The sequence below is a fragment of the Rhodococcus sp. P3_B8 genome (genome assembly GCF_056402775.1).
This window is the reverse complement of the sequence record NZ_JBFUGT010000134.1, coordinates 1-17328: the sequence shown is the minus strand read 5'-3', so window position 1 is coordinate 17328 and position 17328 is coordinate 1. Positions and strand designations below refer to the sequence as shown.

Sequence of the window (17328 nt, the reverse complement as noted above, 5' to 3'; positions counted from 1 at the left end):
CATCCGTTCGGCGATTGTGCGGATCGCCTCGTATTCCGAGGCGTAGTCACCACGGTGCTCGAGGACCAGGCGCACGGCCTTCTCTCGCACCTCGGCTGGATAGACATTCGGCATAAGGATTACCTTCCCAAGAAAGAAGGTGCGCATCAAACCCGGGACGATTCAAACGTGACTGCATCTGCGCGCAGGGCCCGAGCGCGGGGCGCTTGTAGCCTGGACGGGCCAGCGCGAGGCGACGTCGATCCAAACCACAGTTCAATTTCCGGGAGACTCGGTGGACGAGCACACAGGCGACCTCGGTGCGGTGACGAGACCGGAGCCGGATCCGGAGGAGTTGATCCTCGGCCGGGACGCGGAACTGGCGCGCCTGTTTCGTGTGGTGGACTCGGCGTCGGCCGACCCGGTGCTGATGCTGGCCGGTGAGATGGGCACGGGCAAGAGTGCACTGCTCGACCGTGCGGTCCGCCGGGCCGAAGCGAGCGGTGCTCGGGTACTGCGCGCGGAGGGCAGCGAGTCGGAGTCGAGCCTGGCGTTCTCCGCCCTGCATCAGTTGCTGCGGTCGCTGCGGGCCGAGATGGACGGACTACCGGAAAGGCAGCGCGCTGCGCTGGTGCACGCCTTCGGCGCGGGACCGGCCCCGTCGGGACCCGATCTCATGCTGGTCGGGGTCGCCGTCCTGAATCTGTTGTCAGACCTGGGCGACCGGGGACCTGTGCTCGTGGTCCTCGACGACGCGCAGTGGTGTGACCGCGCTTCCCTGGACGTGCTGTCCTTCGCCGCCCGACGGCTGGCAGGTGAACCGGTCACGATACTGATCGGAGCCCGTAGCGGCGATCATGTCCCGGGATTCGACCGTCATGTGCCGACGCTCACCCTGGGGCCGCTCGACAACCCCGCGGCGGGCCGGTTGCTCGACCTGCAGCCGACGAACCCCACCAGTCACACCAGGACGCGGATCCTCGAGCAGGCCGGCGGCAACCCGCTGGCACTGGTGGAACTGGCGAGGGCAGCATCGGCACACGACACGGCTGCGCCGCCGCCGTCCGCAGGTCCGCTCCCGCTCACCGATCACCTGGAGCGGATCTTCGCCGCCCGCCTGAACGGGCTCCCCACTCCCACGGCCGAGGCGCTGCTGCTCCTGGCCGCCATGGACAGCGCCGACTCCGCGATCGCCGCCGCGGTGGGACTGCCGGCCGCCCAGGACGCGGCCTGGCTGCCCGCCGAGCAGGCCGGGCTGGTCCGCCGCACCGGCCGGGACGTCCGGTTCCGCCACCCACTGGTCCGCTCCGCCGTCTATCACGCCGCATCCTCGGGGGCCCAGCGACAGGCGCATCTCGCGCTCGCCGAGATGCTGCGGGGCGAACCGGATCGGCGTGCCTGGCATCTGGCCGCCGCCTGCCCGGGACCGGACGCGGGCGTGTCGGCGGAGCTGGAGCGGACCGCCGCCCGGGCCCGTCGGCGCGGCGGGCACGCGGCGGCGGGCAAGGCCCTGCAGCGCGCCGCCGAACTCGCACCACGGCGCGAGGACAGCGCCCGGCTGCTGGTCGAAGCCGCTTCGGCGGCCGTGTTCACCGGCGACATCGCCTGGGTCGAGGAACTGGCCGCCGCGGCACGCGCGCGCACCGATGACCCGTCGCTGCTCGCCGCCGCCGCCGTGCACGCCGGACGGCTGGCGGTCCTGACGGTGCGCCACGCCACGGTGTTCTCCCGACTGACCGAGGCCGCCGAGCAGTTGGCGCACTCCCAGCCCGCCGCAGCGCTGGACCTCCTGGCCGGCGCGGCCGTGGTCCGCTTCTACGCAGGAGAGGACACCCAGCGCCACCGCATCGAGGACCTCCTGCGGCGCCTGCCCGACGATGCCTCAAACACCGGCGTGCGCACCTGGGTGAGGGCCGTCTCGGACCCCTTCGACGAGCGGGCCGGACTCGTCGCCCTGCTGCCTCAGCTTGCCGCCGAGGCGGAAACCCGGCCGGAGCAGCTCACCACCGTCGGGATCATGGCCTGGCTCCTGGACGAGACCCCACAGGCCGTCCGCGCCTTCGACGAAGCCTTTCACCGCTGGGAGTTGCAGGGAGCGCTGCCAGAGGGTCTCGGCGGAGCGGTCGCCTGGGCCTATGTCGAACGCGGCAGGTGGGAACAGGCCCGCGAGGCGTGCACCCGCACCACCGCGGTCGGCCGAGCGGCAGGCCTCGACCACGCCGTGGCCTGCGCGGCCACCGTGGACGCCGCCGTGCTGGCCTTCCAGGGCGATGCGTCCTCAGCCCGTACCCGCGCCGAGGAGGCACTCGCCCTGATCGATCCGCTGGAAAGCCGCTCGGTCGCCGTGTATGCCCGTCGTGCGCTCGGTGCCGCGGCCGCCGCGGAAGGCGCGTACGAGACCGCGTATGACCAACTCCGCATGGTCTTCACGGCAGACGGCACCCCCGTGCACTACCACGCCTGCTACCCGGCCCTGGCGGATCTGGCCGCCGCCGCAGTGCGCTGCGGGCGCAGCGACGAGGCCGCCCGGATCGTCGAGCGTTCGGCAAACGCACTGGCGGACAACGCTTCCCCTCGTCTGCGTGCGCTGATCAGCCGAGCCCGTGGACTGCTGGCGAACCCCGAGGACGCCGAGCCGCACTTCCGGGCGGCCCTGGCCGATCCGGTGCTCGAATACTGGCCCTTCGAACGCGCACAAACCCTGCTCGACCTCGCCGAATGGCTGCGGCGCCGTCGCCGCATCGCAGAGGCGCGTGGACCACTCGCCGAGGCCCTGGAGACGTTCCGGCGCCTGGGCGCACGCCCGTGGATCGAGCGCGCCCGGTCCGAATCGCGCGCGGCCGGCCTCGACGTCACGGACACCGCCCCCGACGCGCTTGCCGAACTCTCCCCGCAACAGCAGCAGATCATTAGGCTCGCCGCCCGCGGGCTGACCAACCGCGAGATCGGCGAGAAGCTCTTCCTCTCCCCGCGCACGGTCAGCTCGCACCTCTACCGCAGCTTCCCGAAACTGGGCATCACCGCCCGCTCCCAGCTGCGCGACCTCATCGAGGGCACCCTCGACACGGCCCGCCACCAGGAATGAGGGCAACCTCCGGCCCGGGAAGCAGTCACCTGACGCATACCGCGCGCCATCGCGCCGGACAAGACTGGCCCCACGGGCGAAAGCAATAACCCGACAAATGGCCTCCTCGCCCTGGCACCCGAAGCCCCCCCACCCTGTCCTAAGCCCTGCGAAAACGCGGCCCAAAACGGGTGCCGGGCTGCACACGGCCCCGCTCGTGGTGGCCGGACGGGAACCGGCCGACCACGACGAAGAAACGGAAAATTCACGGTGGCCGCGAAGACAGCGTCGCTACGGGACCGATGCGCCGCAGCCGACCCGGGGCTGCTGCGGCTGACTACCGGACTGCGCGCCCTCCTCGGCCTCACTCTCAGTCTGGCCTCGCTGACGGTACTGGATCAGTCCCATGTCATGCTGCTGGCCGGCGGCTTCACGACGGTGATCACCTCGTTGGCGATCAGCGACCTGCACCCCCGCAACCAGTTCCTCACCCTGCTCGCCGGGGTGCCCGTGACCATCGCCGCCGTGACCGCCGGCGGCCTGCTGGCACCCTTCCCCATCGCCTCCCACCTGGCCTTCCTACTGCTCATCTTCGCCGCGGTCTATGCGCGCCGCTTCGGCCGACGGGGCCAGGACCTCGGGATCTTCGCCTTCATGGCCTACTTCCTGTCCCAGATCGCCAGGATCCAGCCCCACCAACTGCCGCAGCTGACCGGGGTGTTGGCCGTCGCCTTCGCGGCAGCCGCAGCCACGCGCCTGTGCCTGGTGCCCACAACGTCCTTCGGAATCCTCAGGCGCCTGAACGCCGCATTTGACAGACGCCTCCGGGATGCGCAACAGGCCACGTCGGAACTACTGCACGACGGCCGATCCGACGTCCGCAGACTCCAACGACGTCTCGACCGGCTGCATGCCTGCGCGGTGCTGCTTCAGGATTTCCTGGACGAGGTTCCCGTCGGGCTGCTCCGCGGCACGACGGCGGAGCTGGAGCGGACGGCCCGGGCCGACGCGACCGCGCAACGTCTTGGGGTACTCGCGGTACGCGCGTCGAAGGGTTCGGCGGCGTCCTCCGTCGGCACGATGAGCCAGTCGGCGACGGCGGACCTGACAGACCGACCGGAGTGCGACCATCTGACGATTCGTCCAGAACCAGCACAGCTTTCAGGCCCACGGCGGCACACGACGCGGCAGGCATTCCAGGTGACCGCCGCGGCTGCGCTCGCGGTACTCGGCGGCCATCTCCTCTCCCCAGACCTGTGGTACTGGGCCGTGGCCACGGCGTGGGTGGTCTTCATCAACGCCGAGCACACCGGGGACATCCTGCTGCAGAGCGGCCGGCGGCTGATCGGCACCGTCGCCGGAGCGCCGTTCGGATTCGGCCTCGCCGCCCTGGCCGACGGGCGCACCACCGTGGTCCTGGCCCTTCTTCTCGGCTGCATCTTCGGGATGTTCTACACGCCCTCCACCAGCTACTGGGCGGTGACCTTCTTCATCACCGGCTCGCTCAGCATGGTGCTCTCACTCCTGCACACGCTCTCCCCGGAGCTGCTCGCCGTGCGCGTCCAGGAGACCGTTCTGGGGGCGGGGTGCGGGATTCTGGCAGCCGCGCTCGTCGTCCCCATGAGCGTCCGCACAGTCGCCGACATGCGTCTGACGGAACTGCTCGCCGTTCTCGACCACCTCGCGCGCTGCGGACGACCGCCGGTCGGCGTCCCAACGTCCGCATCCGATGAACATGCTCTCGATCAGGCGCTGGAGGCTTTCCGCAAAGCCAGTCGTCCTCTGGTACACCCGCTCAATCCCCGCCGTGCCGAACGCGCCCGGGTCCGCTGTGTTCTCGAACGCGTGGAAGCCACGTCCTTCCACGCGCGAAACCTCCGCCACCGCGACCGGACATGCATGAGAGGGCCGCGGTCGAATACGACGTCACCGCCGAACGGGTCGTCGCCGACCTGACACGATCGGACGCCCTGCCCACAGTTCTGACCGCGCTCGTGAGAATGCTCGCCGACGCCGACGCCGACGCCGACGCCGTCGCGCTCGGAAACGCCGCGTGGTGTTGGCGCAACGACACCGCGGTCGAAGCGCGGCGCATCGGCCAATGACGGTGTGATGGCCCGGGTCACCATTGCGGGCCCCGCGGCGACCGCCCCACATCGACCCGATCGACGGTATCGACTGGTACGGCATTCGCGGCGAGCTGACCGATTCCCCCGGGGGGCTTGCCGGACGGGCGGGTTACTGCGGCGGTACAGAATGCGCCGATTGAGATTTCGACCCGCGACAAAGAAATAGCAGCACCCGTGGTCGGTGAGAGCCAACGGTGAATCTCGCGATGTAGAAGCAGCGATTACCACCGTTCGACCTCGTCCAGGACGATGCGACGGGGAGGTCGCCTCGGCGACGGCCCATCGGGATCACGACTCGGAAACGGCCGCGAGTGCGCGATAGTTGACGGAATCGCGCGGAGGACATCGGGGTTTGCAGTCGAGGCTTCGGGGGAACGGGTCCCTTCGGTTTCGCTCCAGTTCGCAGCGTTGCCGGCGTTACGAGCGGTTCGCCGATATGGCGGCGGACGGCGGTCTTCGCCGTTTCACGCTCACATCCCGCCACTCGATTTATTGGCTCGTCGTCGGTCTCCGATACAGGTATGACCAACACTCTCTCGTGAATCCGCTGCTTCTCCTTCTCCACATTGCCGTCGTCCATGTGCGAAAGGAGGCGAGCGCGGGCATCGTCTGTTCGGATGTCCAGCACACGCAGGGGTGCAATTGGCGTGTGCAGGCACGACCTGGCCGATGCCTGCCCGCAGGCGCGGCGGAGTGCGGTCCCCTGGGCGCCATGAGCTCGCCCGCGGGCGAACAGCTGTGGTAACCGTTCTCTATCCGTCCGGGCGATGTTCACCGGTGACGACTCTGTGCGCCCGGCGGCACATGATGCGGCAGTGCACGCAGGCGCGGGGACGTCGGCCTTTCACTGGGGGGATATGTCGAGCAGGTCAGATGGCGCCGGTCCGATTCGGAGGTGGCACCCCAGATCCCGTATGCCTCACCTGAAGTGATGGCGTAGTCGCGACAATCACGCTGCACGGGGGCAGTCCAGGCAGATCTGCTCGGCAACCTGCTCGCGACGAAGTCGATCTCCGCGTCCTTCGTCGTCTCTGGGAAAGAACACCTCGAGGTCCGTCGGTCTGCCGCGGGCGCGAAGTCGCCAGTCCCAGAACCGGGTCGCCGGCAGCAGGGGGCGGTGAGTAGTTCGTGGCGGCATAACAAACTCGGTTCCTGTCTCGGTGTGGCACATGTAGCTGTGCGGGCGCGACTTGATGCGGCGCAGACGCCGCGACGAAGGTGCATCCAGCTGTCCGCAGTGGCCGCATTTCCGAACAACCAGAATAGCGCAACCGGTTGTTCATCGGAAGTATCTGTGCTTGACTCGAGTCGGGAACCGATCGTCGGCTCACCCATTCCTCCGCCGATCCTTCTCGGATCACACACATCGCACATTCGAGGGCAGCATCAGAGATGATCACGAACTGGAAAGAAACATCAATTGTCGGCACTAGCTGTGACCTGCCGGTTCTCGACACCGTCGACGTTCTCGTCGTGGGCGGCGGCGCCGCTGGTGTTGCGGCCGCGACGGTGGCGGCCGAGGCCGGCGCGAGCGTGGTCCTGGTCGAGAAGTACGGATTCTGTGGTGGCGCTGCCGTCGCTGGGATGTCCGGCACCATCTGCGGAATGTACGCAGCGTCAGAGACACCCGGTTCGCCCCTGCAGGTCGTGCAGGGCTTTTCCGAGCGGTTCTCCGTCGAGTTGTCCAAACGAGGTGGTCTGACAGCGCCGCAGATGTACGGCAAGACCTGGACCGCTGCGCACGATCCGCTGGTCTGGCGCGAGGCGGCGGAATCGATGCTGCTCGACGCCGGCGTGCGAATTCTGTTCCACACCAACGTGGTCGGTGTGATCATGGATGGGGCATCACACGAGGGTGTGGTGGTGGAGTCGACCGCAGGCCGGTCATTGATTCGGGCGCGGCGCACAATCGACGCCTCCGGTGACGGTGCGGTCGTCGCCCGTGCGGGCCACCGATACACCTACGGGGACAGCGGGCGTATCCAGAATCCGACGATGTTCTTCCGGATCGCCGGTGTCGACGTCGACCGGTTTCTCGACTTCTACGGCCACGACACGATCTGCCCGCCGGAGGTGTCCGCCGACATCGTCGCCGCGCGCGAGGAGGGGCTCGACCTCCCTCGGCAGAAGATCTGGATCTTCCAGACGCCGCGGCCGGGGGAGTTGATGGTCAACGCCACTCGTCTGGTCGGGTTCGACGGGCGCATGCTCAACGTCGTCGACCCGGTCGATTTCACCGAGGCCGAGATCGGGGGACGTCGTCAGGTCCGCAGCTACGCCGAGTACCTGAAGCTGCGCATACCCGGGTGCGAGAACAGCTATGTCGTCGATACCGGCACCGAGGTCGGCATCCGGCAGACCCGCACCATCGCGGCCGCGGAACGGCTCACCAATACCGATGTGCTCGAGCACCGCAAGCGCCCCGACGGTATCGCGCGGGTGCCCTGGCCGATCGAACTGCACGACGGTGACAAACCGAAACTGCACTGGATCCTCGACGACTTCTACGAGGTTCCGTTTGCCGCGCTGATCCCCGAGGTGGGGGATAACATCATCGTTGCCGGCCGGTGTCTGGGAGCCGAGCACGAAGCGCTGGCTTCTGCCCGGGTGACCGCCCAATGCTTCGAGTACGGGCACGCGGCGGCCGTCGCGGTGCACCAGTCGCTTCAGCGTGATGTGCCCCTCCGGGAGATCCGCGGCGAGGCTGTCCGCGAGCGGATGGCCGCCAACGGCAGCGACCTGTAAGCGCTGGGTGGTGCAACGCAACAGGTCGGGGCAGCCTCCACGTGGAGACCGCCCCGACCTTGTTGTGTGTGCGTGGGTCAACGCCCGGTGAACCGGGCCGGCCGCTTCTGGACGAACGAGGCGATGCCTTCCCGACCGTCCTCGGAGGCGAACAGGTCGAAGAGCAGGCTCTGCTCCAGGGCGTAACCGGGTCCCCGGTTGCCGGGCACCGCCGCCGCGGCGTAGCCGACGGCCTTTTTGATGGCGGCGACCGCCAGCGGGGCCCGCCCGGCTATGTCGGTGGCCAGTGTGCGCGCGGTCTCGGTCAGGTCGTCGAGAGCGCAAATCTGCGAGACGATGCCCGACTGGTTGGCCTCGGCGGCGCTGAGGCGGCCCGCGGTCATGATCAGATGTCGTGCACGGTTCGGGCCAACGAACTGGGGAAGGCGTTGGGTGCCACCCCAACCCGGCAACAGGCCGAGGGAGACCTCCGGCAGGCCGAAGGACGCCGACTCGGCTGCGATTACGATGTCGCAGGCGAGGACGATTTCGAATCCGCCGCCGAGGGCGAGTCCGTTCACCGCGGCGATGACGGGTTTTTCGAAGGTGTCGATCCGGTCGCACAAGTCGTTGCAGGCGCGCGTGAACGCGGCGAACTGGGCGGCCTCTGCCTTCTCGTACTGGGCGATGTCGGCGCCGGCGGCGAACGCCTTCCCGGTGCCGGTAACCACGACGGCGCGGACATCGGGATCCTCGGCGACAATGTCGAGGGCCTCGTTGAACTGCTGGACCATCGCCGAATTGAGGGCGTTGAACTTTTGTGGCCGGTCGAGGGTGATGGTGGCCACGCCCTCACCGGTTTCCAGTGCGACGAGGATTTCCTCAAGCGTTGTGGACACGGACAACTCCTTCCTGTGCGAGTGCGTCGATCTCGCTGTCGTTGAGCCCGAGTGTGCTCAAGATGGACTCGGTGTGTTCTCCCAGGGCGGGAGGCAGCGTGCGGGCGGCCGGTGTCTGGCCGTCGTAGCGGATCGGGTGAGCGAGCACCTTGACCGGGCCGCTGCCGGGGTAGTCGAACTCGAGGAAGCTGTTGTTGTGCAGCACCTGGGCATCGTTGACGACGGCTTCGTAGTCGTTGACGGGAGCGAACCAGACCTTGTGCTCGGTGAAGTGCGCCTCCCACTCCTGGGTTGTCCGCTCGGCGAGGTGTTTGGAGATGCGCTCGTTGATCTCCTCACGGCGGTTGTATTCGTCGTCCGCGGCGATCGTGGTGAACCAGTCGTCGTCGAACGCCTTGGAAAGGATCGACAGGGCGGTGATCGAAACGGTGATGTGCCCGTCCGCGGTGCGGTAGATCCCGTACGGCGCCTTGTAGTAGCGCGACCCGATACCGGTCGGGCTCCGCTCGCCCCGGAATCCGTTGAGATAGTAGGAGATCGGTTCGATCTGCAGGTCGAGTGCGGCGTTGAGTAGATTACTTTCGACCTTGCATCCTTTGCCGGTGCGTTCGCGGCCGAGGAGGGCACCGAGGATGCCGAACGCGCCCAGGACGGCACCGTGCTGATCGATGACGGAGGCGCCCACCGACGTGGGCGGTGAGTCGGCGCTGCCGGTCGCGTGCGCGAGCCCGGACAGCGACTGCAACAGTAGATCCTGGCCTGGCCGATCGCGGTACGGGCCGGCGGAGCCGTACCCGGACAGCGAGCAGTACACCAGCCGCGGATTGCGGGCGGACAGTTCCTCGTAGCCGAGTCCGAGCCGCTCGAGGGCGCCTGGCCGGAAGCTCTCGATGAGCACGTCCGCGTCGTCGATCAGTTTCAGCAAGATCGACTTGGCCTTTTCGGATTTCAGATCGATCGACAGGCTCTGGACATTCCGGTTGCCGAGCAGGAAGAAGACGCTGGCATCGCCGACATAGGCGTCAGGTCCGGACCAGCTTCGCTCGAAAGCGCCTGCGGGAGATTCGATCTTGACTACCTCGGCACCGAGGTCCGCGAGCATCTGGGTGGCCGACGGCCCCTGCAGGAAATGGGTGAAACTGACAACGCGTATTCCGGACAGCATGAACCCTCCCGGGCGTGAGTGTGAATGACCCGGTCGCATCGACCTGTGCGCTGCGAGCTACGGGCTGGCTTGTGGGCCCCGCCCGGTGTCTCGGTGCGAGGCAGTTGGTAGTTAATGCAGTAAAGCACGGCAGCACCGGTTGCGCAACCGGTTGTTCATCGGGTTTTGTGCTGTGCCTACGACGTCGGAGTGCGGGGCAATCGGTCGCCAGATGGCGAGCTGGTTAGGCGGCGGTGTCGGTGATGACGGCCGGGCCGTCGCGGATGGCGATGTGCTGACCGGTAAGTGTCTGGAGTTGGGTGGCGAGGTCGCGGGCGCGGCGGTGAAGCCTGGGTGCCACCTGGAGCAACGTCGTCGTGTGGCTTTGCCTGCTGGCCGAAGAGTCAGCGGCGTGATCCACGGCGAACAACTCGAACTCCTCGGCGACCGCCGTGACCACCAACGTAAGGTGTGGACCCGTGATCGATCAGGCGCTGCTAACGCGCCCGAAGGACGCACTCGAAGACAAGAGAGACCTTCTGTCGAATCCCGGAGGTCCTCGACAACGTCGCCGCCCTCGCCTGGACATGGGTCAAGATCGCTGCGGCATCTGAGAGCCGCCATGACCGCGCCGGTGCTGATCGATATCCTGCTCTCTATACTGAGTCATGATGGTGAGCCTCAATGACGTCGCACGCGCCGCCGGCGTGTCGAAATCCGTTGCGTCCAGGGCGCTCAACGGCGACGTCAACGCACGGATTCGCGAGGACACCCGCACTCGAATCCTCGAGATCGCGGAGCAACTCGGGTATGTCCCGAACCGGCGCGCCATCGCACTGCGCTTCAATCGCTCCGGCGCCATCGCACTGATCGTCCCCGACCCGAACAACCACGTCTTCGCCGAGATGCTGTCCGGAATCCAGCAGGTTGCCACCCCAGCGGGGATCGATGTCCTCATCGGCACCGTCGACCACGCGCCGGAAGGCCGCGATGCCGTGCAGCGCCTGCTCAAGCAAGGGCGAGTTGACGGTATTTTGATCCAGCGCCGCGAAGACTTCGATGACAACGAGCTTCGCGAAGTTGTCCCCGAGGGCATCCCCACTGTCTTTGTCAACTGCCGACTCGATGACCGGACAGGATCGGTCATCTTGCCGGATGCCGAAGGCGTCCGTATCGCGACAGAGCATCTGATAGACCTCGGTCACCGCGACCTCGGATTCATTGGCGGATCGCCCACACACGACACCGCAGTCCGTCGCCGAATGGGTTTCGAGGAAACACTCGCCTCACACGGCCTTGCCTCTCGGCCGGAATGGGTACATGAGCTCGGATGGGAGGCTCCCTCTGGAGCGGCCGCGGTCGATGCCATCCTCGTCCGGCCCGATCGGCCAACTGCACTAGTGGTGGCGAGTGTGAACGCTGCAGTAGGTGCACTCTCCCAACTGCAGCGAGCGCAGGTGAAGGTTCCCGAGGAGATGTCCATCGTCGGGATCCACACCACCTGGGTATCGGAGACGGTATTCCCGGCCATCACCACCGTGCGAATGCCGCTGTCGAAGATCGGCAGCACGGCGGCGGAAATGCTCCTCGGGCACCTCGACGGGGAGGCGCTCTCCAATGTGACGATCGACGATCCCGCCCCTGAACTACTGGTGCGGGGCACCTCGATTGCCCCGACGAAGGCGTGACTCGGGACTAGCGGGCCCGATCGCGGACGAAGAACGACCTGCCCTTACCGCGGAAGCGTCCGCGGAGGTCAAGGACGCACCACCGTTTCAGCTCGGGTAGTCCGACTCGGCGGCGACTTGCCGCCCCGCGATCGATCAGCGAGCTCCACGATGTCGCCCCGGCGAAAGGAACCGCAGCGACATTCGACTAGCAGGCAGCGCGACCGTAAATTCGCCAGGATTCGGTCCCGTCAGGTTTCGAGGATCTCGAGTTCTGTTCTGGAAGCAATTGCACACCTCGACGAGTGTGCCGCGCAGTTCGAGGTTGCAGGGACAACATGCACAACCGGTTGCGCACCCGGGCAGTGGGTGCTTTACTTACTTCACCCCGCCTTGTGACTGCGACCACAGTCGTGCGTCCAACCCCGCTCCTCCTGAAGGAATGCAATGAATCCTCCCGAGCGAACCTCGATGGCTTCGCCAATGACCGAATCGTCCCGGCCGTCGAACAACGGCCTGCGCAAGGTAGTCGCCGCCTCGATGGCCGGGACTGTCGCGGAGTGGTACGAGTTTCTTCTGTACTCCGCGGCTTCCGCGTTAGTCTTCGGCACCCTGTTCTTTCCGAAGACCGACAACGCCCTCGACGGCGTACTTAGTGCACTGCTCATCTACGCGGTCGGCTTTCTCGCCCGTCCGCTCGGCGGTGTGGTTTTCGGTCTCTACGGCGACAAGTTCGGCCGCAAGAAACTGCTGCAGTTCAGCCTTCTGCTGGTCGGGATCTCCACGTTCGGAATGGGCTGCCTCCCCGGCTTCGGCAGTATCGGCTATTGGGCGCCAGGGCTTCTCGTGATTCTCCGCTCTATTCAGGGATTCGCAGTCGGAGGCGAATGGGGTGGTGCAGTTCTGTTGGTCAGCGAGCACAGCTCCGACCGTCGCCGCGGCTTCTGGGCGAGCTGGCCACAGGCGGGGCTTCCTTTGGGGAACCTTGTCGCGACCATGGTCTTGTCCGTGCTTGCCTTCGTCATGCCGGAATCGGCATTCCTTGGTTGGGGATGGCGACTGGCGTTCTGGCTCTCAGCGGTCATCATCATCATCGGCTACTACATTCGCACGCATGTCGACGACGCGCCGATCTTCCTGGAGTCGCTGAAGGCCGAGGAACAGCGCAGCGAGAACCGGTCCAGTGTGTCGCAGGCGATTCGACAGTATCCGCGGCAGATAGCGATCGCGATGGGACTACGTGTCGGCGAGAATATCCTCTATCAGGTGGTCGTGACCTTCTCGATCACATACCTGGCCTTCAAGGTCGGAATGAAGATCGAAAATGTCTTGCTGGTTATGCTAATTCCGCATCTGCTGCATTTCATCCTGATTCCCGTGATTGGCGGCCTTACCGATCGGATCGGGCGCAAACCCGTCTACATGACCGGTGCGCTGCTGATGGTGTTGTGGGCGTTCACTTCCTATCCCTTGATGAACACGGGAAACATCGTGCTCGTGATCGTGGCGCTGACGCTTGGACTCGCCGTTCATGCGCTGGTCTACGCGCCGCAGGCTGCGATGATGTCCGAGATGTTCCCGACACGTATTCGGTATTCCGGGGTATCGCTCGGCTACCAAGTGACCTCAGTCTTCGCCGGGTCGGTTGCCCCATTCATCGCGACTTACCTTCTGCGTGAGTATCATTCGTGGATCCCGATTGCGTTTTACCTGGTAGTCGCGGCGAGTGTTTCACTGGTCGCAATCTCGGCCGCGCGCGAGACCTGCGGCATCTCATTGCAGGATGTCGACGCCCAGGACCGGACGAGATTTCCACCGAGTTCGAACCAGCAGCGCTGACAAAACAGCGCTCACCGGTACCCCCAATCTCTCATTTGTCCAGCAGGACAGCAGGTTGCCATGAGTAGGCTCATCGGCACTACTGCGAGGGCCCGTACCTCAGCCTCGTTCCGAGACGCGGCGAAGGAAGTATCGTCGCCGGACGACCTCTGAGCGCCGATCATCAAATATTGTCCTCTTACCGCGGAGTGTCTCGAATACGGTCACGCCGCAGCACACCGACCATTCGATCGCCGCCGAACTCCATCGCGTACCCAGACATCGGTGGCGCAGAGGTGCGAAGGGGCATGCAACGTTCCGGCAGTGCACTCTGACCTTCCTATCTGAAGTTCTTCACGCGGTCATTTCGACTGCAGTACAGGAGGTAAATATGCCCATCAACCGACCCATCTCCACGACGGCTGACGCGTTGCCAGATAATGATCGCGGTCAGCCCGGCCAACTCAGAAGTCGCTTCGTCCCTGGCACAACCCGGTGGGCTGTCCGTCGCGCCCAATGGACCGCGCTCGGGCGATCGGTTGAGGATCAGGGGCGACCACAGATCGCCATCGTAAACACCTCATCCCGGCTTTCTGTCTGTTTCGCCCATCTCGACGACATCGTCGATGTGGTAGCTGAGGCGATCTGGGAAGCTGGCGGCTTGCCACTCGAGATACGAACTGTCGCACCGAGCGATTTCGTAACCAGCGCCGGACGAAAGGCGCGATACCTCCTTCCCACCCGTGACCTCATCGTCAACGATGTGGAAGCCGCAGTGGAAGGGGCCGTACTCGACGGAATGGTCTGCTTGTCCTCCTGCGACAAGACGGCCCCCGCCCATCTCATGGCGTCAGCACGACTAGACATCCCCTCCATTCTGGTCATCGGCGGGTATCAACGGGGAGGCACATACGCAGGCTGCTCGGTGGATATCGACACCGTCTACGAGTCTGTCGGCGCCGTCAACGCGGGCGAGATGACCGTCGATCAGCTCGGCGACCTGGCCGATGCCGCGATTCAAGGGCCGGGCGTCTGCGCAGGACTCGCCACCGCGAACACCATGCATGTCCTATCCGAAGCCCTCGGAATGACAATGCCTGGCTCGGCACCCATTCGAGCGAACTCAGACAGGATGCGCGAACGCGCTGCTGCTGCTGGTACTCGAATCGTCGAAATGGTCGCCGAAGGATTGACCGCACGAAAGGTGCTGACCAAAGACGCCATCGAGAATGCTGTCGAAGTTGCCCTTGCGCTGGGGGGTTCGGTCAATTGTATTCGTCATCTCGCAGCAGTTGCCAATGAAGCCGACCTCGATATGGATGTTGTCGCCACATTCGAGGAACGAGCAAAATCCGGCGTTCAACTCGCGGCAATACGACCGAACGGAACCAACCAGGTATGGGATCTCGAGCGGGTAGGGGGCACTCAAGCCGCAATGAAGGCTTTGCTTCCACGACTACACGGCACAGCGTTGACAGTGACAGGTGACACCGTGATGGAGAGAGCCGAGACAGCCCCTCAACCGGACGGCGAAGTGTTGCATGAACTCTCGGACCCGATTCGCAACGAGAGTGGGTTGCTGATTCTTCGTGGTTCGCTTGCTCCTGATGGGTGCATCGTCAAAGTCGCGGGCGTCGGTAACGCACGTCGTCAGTTCTCGGGCTCAGCGAAGGTATTCCTAGGCGAGGACCAGGCAATCATGGCTCTCAGTAACCGGGAAATTACGCCAGGCGATGTCATTGTCCTTCGCGGTATGGGGCCACGCGGTGGCCCGGGCACGGTGTTCGCGGCAAGCTTCGTGGCGGCCCTCAACGGCGCAGGGCTCGGCGGCCAGGTCGCGGTGGTGACAGACGGCGAACTGTCAGGACTCAACCATGGACTAGTCGTCGGCCAGGTCATGCCTGAAGCAGCGGACGGGGGGCCACTCGCCGGCGTGGAACCTGGTGACATCATTTCAATCGACCTCGACACACGCACGCTTGATGCGGACCCTATTCGGCAGGGAGCGCCCGTACATTCCGGTACCCCGGGCCGAGAACGCGGTTGGCTCGGCCAGTATGCCCAACTTGTGGGCCCCATACAGCAGGGTGCGGTCCTCAGACGCCCGATATCGCAGTAGGCGTTCAGAAAGGAATCGAGACGTTGTCGAATACAGCAACTCAGCCGAGGAGGGCCGCCATCGCCGCCCTCGTCGGAACAGTGCTCGAGTGGTACGACTTCATCGTGTACGGCACCGCCGCYGCGGTAGTTCTCAACAGACTGTTTTTTCCGTCCGAGAATCCGCTGGTGGGGACCTTGGCCGCCTTCGCCACATACGCGGTCGGGTTCCTGGCGCGACCCATTGGAGGGTTGATCCTTGGGCGAATGGGCGACCGTCTTGGCCGCAAGAAGGTCTTGGTTTCGACCTTATTGCTCATGGGCGGTGCGACAACGGCGATCGGCCTCCTCCCGACGTACGCGACCATCGGTATCGCTGCCCCCATCCTGCTCGTTGTTCTGCGCCTGATTCAAGGATTCGGAGCGGGAGGGGAGTACGCAGGCGCAGTAGTACTCTCGGTCGAGCACTCGGCACCCGGCAAGCGCGGTCTTGCGGGTGCATGGGCGCCACTCGGTTTCTCAGTCGCCACGTTGCTGGCGAACGCCGTATTCTATCTCTTCCTACTCATGCCCGAGGAGCAGTTCGAATCGTGGGGGTGGCGAGTTCCGTTCCTCCTCGGTGCGGTGTGCGTAGTAGTTGGCTACATCATCCGGCGACGAGTGGAGGAGCCGCCAGCCTTCGAAAAGATGCAATCACACCGCACCGCACCACCGAAGCTGTCACTGTTCGCTGCGCTCAAAGAGCATCCGCGTAGCTTCCTCATCGTCGTGGGTACGCGGATGGGGGAGAACGGTTTCGCCTACCTTCTGCCCGTCTTCGGTGTCGCCTACGTGTCGAAGACTCTCGAGTTGGGTGACTCGGTGGCGTTGTGGGCAGTGATGATTGCTTCAGCAATACAGCTGATTACTGTGCCGTTCTATGGTGCGCTGTCCGACCGAGTCGGCCGGAAACCCGTCTACATCGCAGGAGCGGTCGGGTCCATGCTGTGGCTCGCACCCTTCTTCATGCTGACCGGGACAGGCTCGACGGGCGCAGTGATCTTGGCCTTCGCCATCGGGTTGGGATTCGCCTACCCCGCCATGCTTGCCCCCCAAGCCGCCTGGTACGCCGAACTGTTCGATACAGAATTCCGGTTGTCCGGCTTTGCGTTCTCGCGGGAAGTCGGCTCCGTTCTGGCCGGCGGGTTGGCTCCGTTCGTTGCTACTGCCCTGTTCGCATGGACCGGGTCATGGTGGCCGATCGTGGGATACATGACAGCCCTGGCGGTGATTGCATTGGTGGCCTTGTGGATGGGGCCGGAGACGTTGCGCCGGGAGATGGACGCGACTGATGCCAAGCCTGTAGGCGACGAGACGACACGCTTTGCAGCGTCTGACTCAGGTCGGCAATGACCCACAAGTCCAGCGTCTTCGGTATGACGCGTCGGGCGGCCTTGATGCCGCGGTAGGGTACGCGTGGCAGCAGAGGAAGCCGCTTGTTCGGCTCCTCGGATGTCCCGCATGGTCCTTTCGGTTGCCCCGTGGTCTTGATCAATAGGAACGCTGAAGAAGGACCAGCGCGACACATGGGCGCCCGCCTCGATTGGGATCCCGCCGATTTCGGCTCAGTGAACCATCCCGGGTCTCATGCACACACTGTCATTTGTGTGCGACCGGTTGATCGGCACGGTGTTCAGCGTAGTACTTGGCTTCGTACTCGGCCGGTGGGATCCGCCCGAGACGATGCATGAGCCGGCCGGTGTTGTACCAGTGCACCCACGCCGAGGTGGCCTCCTCGACGTCACCGATGGTGCGCAGCGGCCCCTTG

General features: G+C 65.3%; 11 protein-coding genes and 1 pseudogene. 8 read left to right on the top strand and 4 right to left on the bottom strand.

Features of this window, described 5'->3' with window-relative positions; genetic code table 11:
- Positions 1–274: 274 nt before the first annotated feature.
- From AC1D1G_RS28430 to AC1D1G_RS28420, 3 genes are all read left to right on the top strand, one after another.
- On the top strand, positions 275–3064 hold the full coding sequence (locus AC1D1G_RS28430) for a helix-turn-helix transcriptional regulator (RefSeq protein ID WP_477954643.1): 2790 nt from the start codon (positions 275–277) through the stop codon (positions 3062–3064).
- Positions 3065–3313: 249 nt separating this feature from the next.
- Positions 3314–4999: an FUSC family protein gene (locus AC1D1G_RS28425; protein WP_477954642.1), complete on the top strand. Its 1686-nt coding sequence runs from the start codon at positions 3314–3316 to the stop codon at positions 4997–4999.
- On the top strand, positions 4939–5148 hold the full coding sequence (locus tag AC1D1G_RS28420; protein WP_477954641.1) for a hypothetical protein: 210 nt from the start codon (positions 4939–4941) through the stop codon (positions 5146–5148). Before AC1D1G_RS28425 ends, AC1D1G_RS28420 begins: the two co-directional genes overlap by 61 nt.
- A 795-nt stretch (positions 5149–5943) precedes the next feature.
- Here the strand turns inward: AC1D1G_RS28420 and AC1D1G_RS28415 are convergent.
- The gene (locus AC1D1G_RS28415) at positions 5944–6396 is read right to left on the bottom strand and encodes a WhiB family transcriptional regulator (protein ID WP_477954640.1); all 453 of its coding nucleotides are present in this window, start codon (positions 6394–6396) and stop codon (positions 5944–5946) included.
- 168 nt (positions 6397–6564) lie between these two features.
- On the opposite strand from AC1D1G_RS28415, the gene AC1D1G_RS28410 reads away from it, so the two are divergent.
- Positions 6565–7917: an FAD-dependent oxidoreductase gene (locus tag AC1D1G_RS28410; protein ID WP_477954639.1), complete on the top strand. Its 1353-nt coding sequence runs from the start codon at positions 6565–6567 to the stop codon at positions 7915–7917.
- Positions 7918–7994: 77 nt separating this feature from the next.
- Here the strand turns inward: AC1D1G_RS28410 and AC1D1G_RS28405 are convergent, their stop codons facing one another.
- Positions 7995–8795 carry an enoyl-CoA hydratase/isomerase family protein gene (locus AC1D1G_RS28405; RefSeq protein WP_477954638.1) on the bottom strand — a complete coding sequence of 267 codons (801 nt, stop codon included), beginning with the start codon at positions 8793–8795 and terminating at the stop codon, positions 7995–7997.
- Positions 8779–9960: a CaiB/BaiF CoA transferase family protein gene (locus AC1D1G_RS28400; RefSeq protein WP_477954637.1), complete on the bottom strand. Its 1182-nt coding sequence runs from the start codon at positions 9958–9960 to the stop codon at positions 8779–8781. The genes AC1D1G_RS28405 and AC1D1G_RS28400 overlap by 17 nt, the downstream gene beginning before the upstream one ends.
- 647 nt (positions 9961–10607) lie before the next feature.
- On the opposite strand from AC1D1G_RS28400, the gene AC1D1G_RS28395 reads away from it, so the two are divergent.
- The 4 genes from AC1D1G_RS28395 to AC1D1G_RS28380 all read left to right on the top strand — a co-directional run bounded on the left by AC1D1G_RS28395 (position 10608) and on the right by AC1D1G_RS28380 (position 16913).
- The gene (locus AC1D1G_RS28395) at positions 10608–11627 is read left to right on the top strand and encodes a LacI family DNA-binding transcriptional regulator (RefSeq protein ID WP_477954635.1); all 1020 of its coding nucleotides are present in this window, start codon (positions 10608–10610) and stop codon (positions 11625–11627) included.
- Between the two features lie 426 nt (positions 11628–12053).
- The gene (locus tag AC1D1G_RS28390) at positions 12054–13445 is read left to right on the top strand and encodes an MFS transporter (protein ID WP_477954634.1); all 1392 of its coding nucleotides are present in this window, start codon (positions 12054–12056) and stop codon (positions 13443–13445) included.
- A 370-nt stretch (positions 13446–13815) separates the two neighbouring features.
- Entirely contained in the window at positions 13816–15543 is a 1728-nt protein-coding gene (locus AC1D1G_RS28385; protein WP_477954633.1) for a dihydroxy-acid dehydratase domain-containing protein, read from the top strand.
- Between the two features lie 23 nt (positions 15544–15566).
- A complete protein-coding gene (locus AC1D1G_RS28380; protein ID WP_477954632.1) occupies positions 15567–16913 on the top strand; it encodes an MFS transporter in 1347 nt (448 codons plus the stop codon).
- A 246-nt stretch (positions 16914–17159) separates the two neighbouring features.
- Here the strand turns inward: AC1D1G_RS28380 and AC1D1G_RS28375 are convergent.
- Positions 17160–17328, bottom strand: a pseudogene (locus AC1D1G_RS28375) (IS3-like element ISMyma10 family transposase); the annotation flags it as partial.